Below are 12,178 nucleotides of genomic sequence, written 5' to 3' on the forward strand. Positions count from 1 at the left end.
ATACATACGATTTTACAATCACCAGAGATTTCAAAAGAAACTAAACAACCTGAGCCCCTATAAATATAGAGCTCAGGCTGCATAAGAATGCTTTTTAATTTCCGTCTACTTGACGGGGGTCACTTCATTTTTCGGAGGCTTCTTTAGGTGAAGGAAAGAATGATGGATAGAAAAGAAAGCGATAGAGGTATCCTTTCGTCTCGTTAATACGTTACAATAATGATGGGAAGTGTCAAACTAGTTCGATAAAAGGAGCTGTAGCTGTGTACACGGATTATCACAATCACCTTGAAAAAGGAACGTTAACTCTTGATTATTTATCTCAATTCGTTGAAGAAGCAAAGCGAAAAAATGTGAGTCATTTTGGTATCTCTGAGCATGCTTATCATTTTTATGAAACGCAGAACATATTAAGTAATCCATGGGTCAATGAACGCAGGTGGTATAACATGGAGGATTATGTTCATCTCTTCCAACAAGCAGAAGAGAGGGGGATGGACGTTAAGATGTCAATTGAGATGGACTACACCCCTGGAAAACATCAAGAGATGAAAGAATTTATTTCTGGTTATCAGTTTGATTACGTGATCGGATCGATTCATTGGGTAGAGGACTTTGGAATTGATTTAGCGGAATATCGACATCTCTGGGACGAAAGAGATATTAACACCGTCTATCGTAAATACTTTGATCAAGTCGTTACGTTAGCTGAATCCAATTTATTTGATATTGTCGGCCATCTCGATCTAGTAAAAATCTTTAAATATAAACCTGAAAGTCGTGACTTTCTACTTGAACAATATGATCGGGCCACGAACGCTTTATCTCAATCAAAAACATGTGTTGAAATAAGTACAGCAGGTTTAAGAAAGCCGGTAGGTGAGCTCTATCCTGATCCAGAGCTTCTAAAAATGTGCTATGAAAAGGATATCCCAATCGTTCTTTCTTCTGATGCCCACATACCTACAGACGTAGGTGCAGATTATGATCAAGCCGTAGCTCTTGCCAAATCCGTCGGTTATTCAAAACTGATGACATTTGAAAAGGGAGAGCGTAAACCAATTAACTTATAAAAAAAGGAACGAGAGCAAAATGCTCTTGTTCCTTTTTTGATGTTTAAACACCACCAATTTGCTCAACTTTCACGATATCCTGAACATCTTCAAGTGTTTCTTCTATATTTTTAGGCAATGGCGCATCAAATGATAACATCATAATTGCTTCGCCCCCAGCCGTTTTTCTACCAACTTGCATCGTGGCAATGTTAATGCGGTGTTCACCAAGTACTTTTCCTACATTACCAATAACGCCTGGACGATCGTTATGTTGTATATAGAGAAGATGGCCCTGAGGGTGGAAATCGATATCGAACCCGTTTAATTGTGTAATACGATCACCATACTCTTTAATGTAAGTACCTTGAAGGGAGAAGGCTTCTTTGTCTCCTTGGACCGAAACTGAAATAAGATTGGAATATCCATGTGTTTCAGAACTATGCTTTTCCCCATAAGTAATGCCTCTTTCTCTTGCAATCGAAGGTGCATTTACTTCATTTACAGTGGTATCTAGTCTTGATTTTAGGAAAGAGGCCATCAAGTTTCTTGTTAAGATAGCGGTGTCCAATTCAGTCAACTTGCCTGCATACGTTACGTCAACTAAATTTGCAGCTGATTTCATACATTGGGAAAGAATGCTACCCATTTTACGTGTAAGTTCATAATAAGGTTTAATCTTTTCATATTCTTCCTTTGAAAAACCAGGTAAGTTGATTGCATTTCGAATTGGTTTTTCTTTTAGAAAATGAAGGACTTCTTCTGCTACTTGAGCAGCGACGTTAAGCTGCGCTTCTTTCGTAGACGCTCCAAGGTGTGGAGTGGCAATTACTTGATCATAACGAAGGAGGGGATGATCCTCCTCTGGAGGTTCTGATACAAAAACGTCAAGTGCTACGCCGCCAATATGTCCTGAATCAAGGTATGGGATAAGTGCCTCCTCATCAATAATGCCACCACGAGCACAGTTTATTAAGAAAACGCCTTTTTTTGTTTTCGCGAGCGTTTCTTCGTTTAAAAGACCGCGTGTTTTTTCAGTTAGCGGTGTGTGAACGGTAATAATATCTGCAGTTGCTAGCAAGTGATTAAATTCAACAGACTGAACATCTAATTTTTCAGCACGATCGTTCGTTAAGAAAGGATCGAAAACGACCACATCCATCCCAAAGGCTCTAGCTCTTCTGGAAAGTTCAGTACCAATACGTCCCATACCAACAATCCCTAGTGTTTTTCCATTAAGTTCAGTTCCGACATATTGTTTTCTCATCCATTTGCCACTTTTTAAGGAGGATGTTCCCTGAGGAATGTTTCGGGCTAGAGAAGCCATCATTGCAAAAGTATGTTCTGTCGTGGAAATCGTATTGCCATCTGGAGCGTTGACGACAATAACGCCTCGCTTTGTGGCAGCATCAATATCAATGTTATCTACTCCAACACCGGCTCTTGCAACAATACGTAATGCAGGCATTTGATCAAGCACTTCTGCAGTTACTTTTGTAGCGCTTCTTACAAGCAAAGCTTCATACTGATTGAGACGATCACTGAAATCATTTAAAGATCCAATGTCACATGTGAGCGTGCTTTCATTTAACAGCGGCTGTAAACCATCTTCCTTAATACCATCAGTTACTAGAACGTAAGCCAACTTCTCCACTCCTTTTGTCTATCTCTTCTCATTTTTTAGAAAACTCAATACCTTACTTTTTACCATGAAAGCACTAAAGTGTCAATTTGAACAATAATATTTCTTTTTAAAAAATAATAAAAAAATCCCTGATTTAAAAAATCAGGGATTACTAATGGGAACTATTCAAATTTTGTTGCGTCGCCATCAAATGACTCATCAGCAATTTTGATTGAATCAGTAGGACAACCCTCAAACGCATCCATCATATCTTCATGAAGCACTTCTGGGATCTCAACGATACCTTCGTTGTCATCAAGTGTTACAAAAGCGATACCTTCATCGTCATAATCATAAATATCGGGTGCGGCTGCGCCACAAGCTCCGCAGGCAATACATGTGTCTTTATCTACAATAGTATACTTAGCCATGATTTAACCTCCTATTCAATACTTCTATATGCCTTTCATCGTCCTTTTATTCGTAAATGAAAGTTTTTAATAATCTTATTGTAAAGGTGATGCCTTGACTTTTCAATAGTTTAATCCTTTTATTAGCATCTAAATGAATGTTACCCGGTTTTAAAATAAGTAAACAGATGAAAAAATTTGATACAATAATGGAGAAGGAAATAGGTGGTGGATTTATGGAATATTTCGACGGTGTGCTATTATATATTTTTGACCGGTTTAAGGGAGAACGTTCACTATCTGCTGTATACCATCTTCTAACTGGAAAGAAATCTTCTCAAACGATACAAGATGGGAAGCTTTTTAAAGTAGGGAGTTTCTTTGGGATTTTAAAGAAGTTAAAACGGTCAAAACTTGAACAGCACGTTTTCGCATTACTTGAGAAGCAGTTGATTCAACCGAATCAACACGAAGGATTTCAAATCACTTCAGGCGGAAAAGAGGCTTTAAGTGCCTTTTTAGTCACAAAACCGATACCGGATTATTTAGCAGGTTGGCAGTACCATCAAGTAAGTGAACTATTTTGGCAGCGGCTTAGTTTATTCATGCAAAGCCTTTCTTATTCAATTCATGGCAACATGAATTTTTACCCAATTAGTAAAGATGAAGCAATACAAAATTGGGTGAAAAAGCATTTTCCAGTCAAGAAAGAAAAGAGAGTACTTATTGCAGAAGGACTATTTCAGGAAATTCGATCGCATCTTCAAAAACTACCAGATCCCCATCCTTCTTTTTTTATTATGAGGCTAAGTGGCGAAGGGAGAACGGGGTTGACCGTTCATCAACTAGCGGATGTGCATAAGATAAGTTATGAAGAAGCAATGATCTGTTTTCAAGGTGTCATTCATGGTTTACTCTTCCAGGTTCAGCATAATGCAGCGCAATACCCGATTCTTGCTTCAATGATAGACGGAGCAAGCGGACAGTTGCCACTAACTTTATCTACAAAGCAAACTTATAAACTTCTTGAAGACGGAATGACGATTGAAGAAATTGCCCATACTCGAAGGCTCAAGCGAAGTACAATTGAGGATCATTTAGTCGAGATTGCAATAAATGTTCCGGAATTTTCAATAAGTCCATTTGTAGATCCAAAGGCACAATTAGAAATCAAGTTAGCTAGTAAGGAAATCAACAGTCAGCGATTAAAATTAATTAAGGACTATATGAACGATCAATATTCCTATTTTGAAATTCGATTAACTCTTTGCAAAGAAGGGATTTAATGTCGTTATCAGAATTATTATATCAGCACTTTGGCTACCGCGAATTTCGCTATGGCCAGGAAGAAATTATTACGGATGTACTCAATAATAAAGACGTTTTCGCCATGCTCCCTACTGGAGCTGGAAAATCACTATGCTATCAACTCCCATTATATGCGGGGGTTTCTCCAATTCTTATCGTATCGCCATTAGTTTCGTTAATGGAGGATCAAGTCCAGCAATTAAAAGCGCAAGGTGAAAAAAGAGTCATTGCGTTAAACGGATTTCTGGATTTTGAAAAGCGAAAAGGTATTTTAAAGGATTTATCAACTTTTTCCTTTATTTATGTCTCCCCAGAAATTCTACAAAATAAATATGTTTATCAAGCCTTAAAAAAATTAGATGTTGGATTAATGGTTATAGATGAAGCTCACTGCATTTCTCAATGGGGCCATGATTTTAGAACGGACTATCTGAAGCTCGGAGCTATTCGTGAAGCGTTTGGTCGTCCACCACTCCTTGCTCTTACCGCAACAGCTACGGAAGATGTTCGTCGTGATATTCTTCTCCAATTAAATATGAGCGACCCCGCCATCCATGTACATAGCGTGGATCGACCTAATATAGCGATTAAGCTAGATAAATTTCCCTCTCTTGAAACCAAGATCGAGGCAGTTAAGGAATACGCCCTTGAACTGAAAGGACCAGGTATAATTTATTTCTCAAGTCGAAGTTGGGCAGATAAACTAGCGAAAGCATTGAGTCGTGAAGGTAGAAATTGTGCGTCATATCATGCGGGAATGGAACAGGAGGACCGTCTCTTAATTCAACAACAGTTTCTAAATGATGAGCTATCGATTATATGTTCAACGAATGCTTTTGGGATGGGGATTAACAAAAGTAATATTCGATTTGTGATTCATTTTCACCCACCATCTACAATTGAAAGCTATTTGCAAGAAATAGGGAGAGCAGGAAGAGATCAATTACCATCCATTGCGATTCACTTACACACAGAAGAAGATGAGTTCTTACCACTTTCCTTTATTGATTCGGAGCTTCCAAAAGAACATGAAGTGAAAGAAGTCTTACTCGACTTTTTTGGGAGAAAAGGATCAGCCTACTCTAATCATCAGCTTGAGCGTGAAGGAGATCGATTTGGCTACACTGAGACAGCATGGCGCTATTTGCTTCATCAGTTAGAAGGTTTAGGAGTAATCAAAGAAAGAGTGATCCAATCTTTTGATGTCGATATTAATTTAGCAAGAATTCTAACTGCAATAGAACGACACAGAAAAGCAAAGCTTGTAAAATGGTTTCGATTTAAAAACTGGCTAGAAGAAAAACAGTGTAGAAGAAAAGGTTTATTAGAAAGGTTTGGAGAGCCTAATCATATCGTTGAACCTTGCTGTGATTATTGTGGGCTCAACCTTCAAGAATATAAAGGTAGTAGTGATCAAATCAACGTTTCCGACCAGCATGCATTTGATTGGGAAACTGAATTGAAGCGGATGCTTACCGTAAGCAAGGAGGACCACGGTGAGAAATCGACAGGCTGAAGCAGTAGAACAATTAACAGATCGAGAACTGTTATTAAATGTTTATTTAACTCAGGTTATATTGGTTCTTCTAGCAAGTATAATGAGTTTATTTTTGTTTCAAGATTTTGGGTTTTTCGCAGATCTAATCCATTTTACTTGGACGGAGATAATCGTTTTAGGTGGGGGCACAGCATTCCTTGTGATTGGTATTGACCTCATTCTTATGAAAACACTACCTGAAGAGATGTTGGATGATGGAGGAATTAATGAGCGGATTTTTTCCCGTCTTTCAATTTCTCATATTTTCTTTTTGTGTGCTATCATTTCATTTAGTGAAGAGCTGTTGTTTAGAGGTGTTATCCAAACAAGTTTCGGATTAGTCCTTTCAAGTTTGTTATTTGCGATCATACATGTTCGATATCTTTCTAAACCTGTCTTATTTAGTTCCGTCGTTGTGATTAGTTTCTTAATCGGTGTTTTGTATGAAGTGACTGATAACTTAATGACAACAATCATAGCTCATTTTTTAATCGATTTTGTTATGGCTTGTCTCATAAAGCAGAAAGCACGAATGTGATCATATCATGAAAGGTGAGTTTAATGAAAAGCGAAAGTCCACTGCCTTCTAGGAAGGAATACCATCGAAATAAAAGTACAAAAAAAAAGCAGTCGAGTCGAAAGAGAAATGAAGAAAAAGAAATGCCTTCTTTCACATTAATTCGAGTACTCGCACTACTGTTTATTGGGATGGTTTCTTTATTCCTGTTGTATTCATATTTTCTGTAAAATCGCTATAGTTTAAATTGATTTATTCCCCCTGTCGTAACAAACCAAGCTCCTGCATAAACTAGATTCAACAAAAGGGGGGATAAAGTGGACACATTAAAGGAGTGGAACCTTCCACAACCACAGTCGAAAGTTACCATCGTTCTGTTGCAAGAATTAGTGGAACGAAAGAATGTTGAAAAGCAGTATAAAGCAAAATCACAGTCTTACGGATATATTCTTGCGTTTTTATTAGTTAGCATGGGGGGGGGTTTTTGGTATGAGCTAGAAAACAGCACATCTTTTTTTGTGAATGACCTTACTTTTAATTCGATTCCTATGCTGCTAATATTGGTTATTAGTAGTATTGTTACTTACTTTCAATTAAGGAAGTTTTCAAAAAAAAACAAGAAGGCTGAGGATGAATATGAGTCCTTAAGACTGGAGATATTAGATCGAAGTGATGAACTATTTGAAGGTCAAAAACAATGGGAAAGTCGTCATGTTGTTTTTAAATATTTAAAAGAAGAATACGACATTAATCTTTATTATAAATAAACTGTTACCTTTGCTCAGGACATCCAAAGAATAGGTACTGTTCAATTTGGAAGTTATTTCCGTTTATGGAAAGTTCATCTTCACCGAACATTTCAATCTTTCCGAAGGCGACAGTATCTTTTAATTTTGGGCAGAAAACTTCGACGGGCATACCCAAACGACGGTTAAAATCCAAGTCGTCATTCCCTAACAGTGATTTGGTTTTAAGTTTATTAATCATTGAGCCATCATCTCCGTTTTGTTGTGTACGTTCTTATGTGATCTTGTTATGATATAATCTTACCTCAAAAAGACTGAATCTTCAAGAAATTAAAAAGCCCAATTTACGGAAGAAAACGATTCATTTCACCATTAATTTTTATTTTAGAAGGATATTATCTCAGAAATGTGGTATTAATTAAGAGTAGTGATCTTACAAAGAGGTGATAGCCATGTACGTACGAAGTGCAATGAAACCAATTCGAGAAACTGTTTATGTGAATGATGACACAAAGTTGGATGAAACACTCAGATTATTAAAGGAACGAGAAATCGATGGTGTACCGGTTGTTAATGGAACAAAATACGCTGGAATTGTAACGTTTAATCGTATTTATAAAGCATTTTTTAAAAGTGACATGACTGATAAAGAAAGATTTTTGTCGGAAACTACTGCAGGTGAAATTGCCTACCAAAAAGATGTAACTGTGGATCAAGAAGAAGTTTTTGAGAATACCCTTCTTTTAGCAAAGAATGCTCCTCTCGTAGCAGTCGTCGATCAAAATGAGCATTTTATTGGCATCATTACGCGATCTGATATACTGGATCAATTTCAGAGTGCGTTTGGCATGCGCAAACCGGGCATAAGAATCGCATTTGCATCTTCAGAGACAGAAGGAAGAATTGCAAGGCTTGCTAAAATCGCAAAAAGTTTTCATGAAAATATTATCTCGTTATCCACATTCGATGAATCTAACCAGAATGTAAGGAGAATTGTAATGAAGATTGAAAAAAAGGAAAATATTGATCAGTTCATTGCAAAACTTGAACAGAATGGATTTAAAGTTCTTGATATAAAAGAAGTATGAGTGAATAATACCCATAAAGCCTCCTACTCTTACATACGTTAGAGTGGGGGGTTTTACTATGCCGCTTCTATTGATAAGAATTGTAGCGATTTTTGGTTTGTTGTTTATAGCTGAAAGTAATTTGAATTTTAAAAGCATGACATTTACAGACCTCATGTTAAACAGCGGACGTTATGGGTTTGGAGCGCTTTGTTTTTTGTTTGGTTTTCTTTTCGTAGCTCGCGTGATTAGAGAGCATGTGGAGGGGTTTCTTGCATTAGGGATCAATAATAAAGCTCACCTCATTACGTTGTTGATAGAAGGAAGTTTATTAGTTGTTGTATATTGGGTATTATTTGAAACGAATAAATGGTTGTCACTTGCTTCACTTGTGATGGCATTTAGTTACGGTGTTTTAACTGCTAATATAAGAGCGGCAAGAGAATTGAAACGCTTTCAGAGGAGTAATGATGCATGATTTATTTTGTTGGCCTTGTTTTAATTGGAATAGTGCTACTAATCTACATGTGGATTGAAGCACATCTTAACAGAGTCATTAGAAAAGAGATTGATGTCGAAAATCTACCAGAAAGTTTCGATTCATATCGAATCTTTTTTATTTCGGATACTCATAATCGATATATATCAAACAAAGTGTTAGAAAAAGTAAGAAATCAAGTTGACATTATCGTTATTGGTGGAGATGTTATGGAAAAAGGGGTCTCTTTTGAGAAAGTTCGCTATAATTTAAAATCTCTACGTGCTATAGCACCTTGTTACTTTGTATGGGGGAATAATGATTACGAAGAAGACCCCGTCAAACTTGAAAAACTATTAATAGATGAAGATATTATCATTCTTAAGAATCGAGCAGTAAACCTTAAAAATAGTGGCCAGGGAATAAGTTTAATGGGTATTGACGATCTTTCAACAGAAAATAACTCACTAGAGGATGCAGTTAAAGAAGCCACCGAAAAAACAAAAATACTGATCAGCCATAACCCTGATATTAAGCGGAACTGGCCTGACAATAGTGGAATACAACTTATTCTTTCTGGTCACACTCACGGAGGACAAATACGTTTATTTGGGTGGGGAATTCGAGAAAAAGGGGGCATTAAAAAAGTTAAAGGAACGACGGTCGTCATTAGTAATGGGTATGGTACGACAACGTTACCTTTAAGGCTGATGGCCCCTGCAGAATCACATATTTTTATATTAAAAAGGAAATAAATACAAAAAAAGTAGCGATTTGCTTATACAAAGTTTACACAAACATCATTCACCCCTTATACTAGGTGTGATAAGGGCTGTACTAGAGGGGAAGATGACGATGTCTGCAGGTAAGTATAATATAAAAGCGGTCTCGAAGAAATTAGGAATACAACCTGGGACCTTAAGGGCATGGGAAAGGCGTTATAATATTATTTCTCCGATAAGAAATGAGGCAGGTCATCGTCTTTATTCGGAAGAACATATGTCTATCTTAAAATGGCTTGTCCAAAAAACAGAGCAAGGTTTTACAATTAGTCAAGCTGTAGAATTGCTTGAAAATGGAAATGATTCAACAGATACAGATAGTATGGGAATTGATATGGAAAGAGATCGAGCTCATATACTTGCTGATGAAATATTAGAAGCGCTACTTGCTTTCGACGAGAATAAAGCTCAGGATTTGTTGAATCAGGCGTTTTCAGTGTTTAGTATTGATAAGGTAGTACATGACATCCTTGCCCAGTTATTAGTTAGGGTAGGAGATCTTTGGGAAAATGAAAAAATAACGATAGCACATGAACATTTTACAAGTGCTTTTCTACGCTCAAGAATTGGGATGATATTCCACACTCTTCCTGTTGATGGTTATCTTCCGAAAGTGATGGCGGTTTGCTCGTCAGGAGAATACCATGAACTTGGTTTGTTGATTTTCACTCTTTATTTAAGAAGAAAAGGTTTTGAAGTCATTTATCTAGGAGCAAGCATTCCTGAGGATGATATTGAGACGGTTGTGGAAGATACAGATCCGAAAATATTATTTTTATCATGTACGTTAATGGCAAACTTACCAAGATGCCTTGACCTCGTAGATCGCCTTGATCAGCGCTTCTCTGATCTAACGATCGGTATTGGTGGCGCTGCAATAGGGCATTTACGTGGTGAAAAGAGACAGGCCTATGACTCCTTTTTCGTTGGTAATAGCAAAGATGAGTGGGATGTTTGGATCAAAGATAAAATTCAAAAGCTGACTACTTAAATGGATAGTTGACATGACTTGTCTAAGCTTCCTTTTACAGTGTAAACTAGAAGAATATCGTCAACCAAGAACCATCTTTGTATTATCACATATAGTATGAATAAAGGATTTGCGGGTGACAGACGGTAGGGGGGAAATAGATGCGTCTTGAACGTTTAGCGTACGATAAAATAAAGATTTTTCTAACTTATGATGATTTAAATGAACGTGGAATTACGAAAGAAGAGCTATGGCAGGACGTACCGAAAGTTCACAGGCTATTTCGTGAGATGATAATGGAAGCTGACGATGAACTTGGCTTTAAAGTCGATGGGCCAATTGCTGTAGAAGTGTTCTCACTTCCTGCTCAAGGAATGGTTGTTATCGTTACGAAGGGTTCGGCAGAAAGTGATTTTGAAGATGACTATAATGACGAATACATTGAAATGCAAGTTACGCTTGATGAAAGCGATGAAGTATTTTATGAATTTCGATCTTTTGAGGACGTGATTGGTCTTTCTAAAAGATTAATCAACGTTGGAATTTTAGGTGGTACTCTTTATTCCTTCCAGTCTCAATTTTATCTTAAATTTGATGAAGAGGAATTTGCTGAGTATGAATTAGATTCTTTAGTTGCGTTGCTTGCTGAATTCGGAAATCCTTCAACGATTACAAGCTATCGGGTAATGGAATATGGGAAGCAAATTATGCAATCAACAGCGATTGAACAGCTAAATCATTATTTTAACTAACAAAACCTCCCATTTGGGAGGTTTTGTTAGTTAAGCAAGGATAGAACCGCACGTGTAGTTTGGGTTATTCCATGCTTTAATGAAATATTCTTTATTGTTAAATTTCATAAATCCATTTTCATTATAAATTGTCGGAAAAACTCGTTCAACGGACAAATGCTGTGTACGATGAGCTAATAGTGCTTTTCTAACTGGATCTAAATCCTCGTTTGAGAAGGATTTGATCAAAGTGATTGAGTCATCTGGATCTGCATAAGCTGGATTTCCTGTTTCATCAGCTAATGATTGAGGGAAAGTAGCGTAATACAGCTCTTTTACGACGTCTGTTTCTTTTACTGCTTGAAGCGTTGCGAGCTGAATCGCTTTATGGTCTGGGTGACCTGATAAACCATGTGGGGGGAATGTAATGACGACATCAGGTTGAACCGCTTCAATTCGTTTTAACACATCATTCTTCAGCTCATCATCTGGAAGCTTGTTTAATTTCCCGTCTTGATAATCACCAATATGGAGTTCATCAATCCCAAGTAGCTTAGAAGCTTCTTCTAGTTCTTTTTTTCGAACTTCAGCCAGCTCATCTACTTGACATAGAGGTGGTTCTCCACATTTACCTGCATCACCAGGTGTGGCACTGTATAAAATGGTTTTTGTATCTTTTGCTTTAGCTAATTCGGTTAGCGTCCCCCCACAAGTAAAGCTTTCATCGTCAGGGTGAGCAAATATAAACATAAATGTACGAGACATAAGGACATTTCCTTTCATATATATAAGGTTATGGCAAGTATACAAAAGATCATCATCCTTTTTCCAATAATAATACTTAATGATGGTCACTGAGGATAACATAGCTGTCGAAAAACATGGTATGATGAGAGAAGTTTTGTTAAGTTCCACTCGATTTACAATCGAATATAATGACATACATAAATGTAGCC

Annotated in this window: 15 protein-coding genes; 11 read left to right on the plus strand and 4 right to left on the minus strand. The window is 37.1% G+C overall.

Going from position 1 to position 12,178, the window contains the following annotated elements:
• Positions 1 to 4: 4 nt before the first annotated feature.
• The gene (locus PQ578_RS22510) at positions 5 to 85 is read left to right on the plus strand and encodes an IS3 family transposase (RefSeq protein ID WP_371018277.1); all 81 of its coding nucleotides are present in this window, start codon (positions 5 to 7) and stop codon (positions 83 to 85) included.
• 178 nt (positions 86 to 263) lie between these two features.
• The gene (locus PQ578_RS14430) at positions 264 to 1,073 is read left to right on the plus strand and encodes a histidinol-phosphatase (protein ID WP_273835000.1); all 810 of its coding nucleotides are present in this window, start codon (positions 264 to 266) and stop codon (positions 1,071 to 1,073) included.
• A gap of 43 nt (positions 1,074 to 1,116) precedes the next feature.
• On the opposite strand, the gene serA is transcribed toward PQ578_RS14430, so the two are convergent.
• Positions 1,117 to 2,697, minus strand: a complete 1,581-nt coding sequence (serA, locus tag PQ578_RS14435) for a phosphoglycerate dehydrogenase (protein ID WP_273835002.1) — start codon at positions 2,695 to 2,697, stop codon at positions 1,117 to 1,119.
• A 161-nt stretch (positions 2,698 to 2,858) separates the two neighbouring features.
• Positions 2,859 to 3,107, minus strand: coding sequence for a ferredoxin (locus PQ578_RS14440; RefSeq protein ID WP_098444014.1), 249 nt, complete (start codon positions 3,105 to 3,107; stop codon positions 2,859 to 2,861).
• 215 nt (positions 3,108 to 3,322) lie between these two features.
• Here PQ578_RS14440 and PQ578_RS14445 point away from each other — a divergent pair, with 215 nt between their 5' ends.
• The 4 genes from PQ578_RS14445 to PQ578_RS14460 all read left to right on the plus strand — a co-directional run bounded on the left by PQ578_RS14445 (position 3,323) and on the right by PQ578_RS14460 (position 7,215).
• Positions 3,323 to 4,372: a YpbB family protein gene (locus PQ578_RS14445; RefSeq protein ID WP_273835004.1), complete on the plus strand. Its 1,050-nt coding sequence runs from the start codon at positions 3,323 to 3,325 to the stop codon at positions 4,370 to 4,372.
• Positions 4,372 to 5,910 carry a RecQ family ATP-dependent DNA helicase gene (locus tag PQ578_RS14450; protein ID WP_273835007.1) on the plus strand — a complete coding sequence of 513 codons (1,539 nt, stop codon included), beginning with the start codon at positions 4,372 to 4,374 and terminating at the stop codon, positions 5,908 to 5,910. Before PQ578_RS14445 ends, PQ578_RS14450 begins: the two co-directional genes overlap by 1 nt.
• Positions 5,891 to 6,469, plus strand: a complete 579-nt coding sequence (locus PQ578_RS14455; protein WP_273835008.1) for a CPBP family intramembrane glutamic endopeptidase — start codon at positions 5,891 to 5,893, stop codon at positions 6,467 to 6,469. Before PQ578_RS14450 ends, PQ578_RS14455 begins: the two co-directional genes overlap by 20 nt.
• 296 nt (positions 6,470 to 6,765) lie before the next feature.
• A complete protein-coding gene (locus PQ578_RS14460) occupies positions 6,766 to 7,215 on the plus strand; it encodes a DUF2663 family protein (protein ID WP_273835012.1) in 450 nt (149 codons plus the stop codon).
• A 4-nt stretch (positions 7,216 to 7,219) separates the two neighbouring features.
• Here PQ578_RS14460 and PQ578_RS14465 read toward each other — a convergent pair whose 3' ends face one another.
• Positions 7,220 to 7,435 carry a hypothetical protein gene (locus tag PQ578_RS14465; protein WP_273835015.1) on the minus strand — a complete coding sequence of 72 codons (216 nt, stop codon included), beginning with the start codon at positions 7,433 to 7,435 and terminating at the stop codon, positions 7,220 to 7,222.
• 211 nt (positions 7,436 to 7,646) lie between these two features.
• Here PQ578_RS14465 and PQ578_RS14470 point away from each other — a divergent pair, with 211 nt between their 5' ends.
• The 5 genes from PQ578_RS14470 (at position 7,647) to PQ578_RS14490 (ending at position 11,243) form a co-directional block, all read left to right on the plus strand.
• A complete protein-coding gene (locus tag PQ578_RS14470; protein ID WP_273835018.1) occupies positions 7,647 to 8,282 on the plus strand; it encodes a CBS domain-containing protein in 636 nt (211 codons plus the stop codon).
• A gap of 58 nt (positions 8,283 to 8,340) precedes the next feature.
• Entirely contained in the window at positions 8,341 to 8,739 is a 399-nt protein-coding gene (locus PQ578_RS14475) for a hypothetical protein (RefSeq protein ID WP_098444007.1), read from the plus strand.
• Positions 8,736 to 9,494 carry a metallophosphoesterase gene (locus PQ578_RS14480; protein ID WP_273835020.1) on the plus strand — a complete coding sequence of 253 codons (759 nt, stop codon included), beginning with the start codon at positions 8,736 to 8,738 and terminating at the stop codon, positions 9,492 to 9,494. The genes PQ578_RS14475 and PQ578_RS14480 overlap by 4 nt, the downstream gene beginning before the upstream one ends.
• A gap of 94 nt (positions 9,495 to 9,588) precedes the next feature.
• Positions 9,589 to 10,512, plus strand: a complete 924-nt coding sequence (locus PQ578_RS14485) for a MerR family transcriptional regulator (protein WP_273835021.1) — start codon at positions 9,589 to 9,591, stop codon at positions 10,510 to 10,512.
• 140 nt (positions 10,513 to 10,652) lie between these two features.
• Complete coding sequence (locus PQ578_RS14490; RefSeq protein WP_098444004.1) at positions 10,653 to 11,243, plus strand: genetic competence negative regulator; 591 nt, start codon at positions 10,653 to 10,655, stop codon at positions 11,241 to 11,243.
• A gap of 30 nt (positions 11,244 to 11,273) precedes the next feature.
• Here PQ578_RS14490 and PQ578_RS14495 read toward each other — a convergent pair whose 3' ends face one another.
• Positions 11,274 to 11,987, minus strand: coding sequence for a PIG-L deacetylase family protein (locus tag PQ578_RS14495; protein WP_273835025.1), 714 nt, complete (start codon positions 11,985 to 11,987; stop codon positions 11,274 to 11,276).
• Between the last annotated feature and the right edge of the window lie 191 nt (positions 11,988 to 12,178).

It is taken from the genome of Guptibacillus sedimenti, assembly GCF_028610665.1.
Lineage (GTDB): Bacteria > Bacillota > Bacilli > Bacillales > Guptibacillaceae > Guptibacillus > Guptibacillus sedimenti.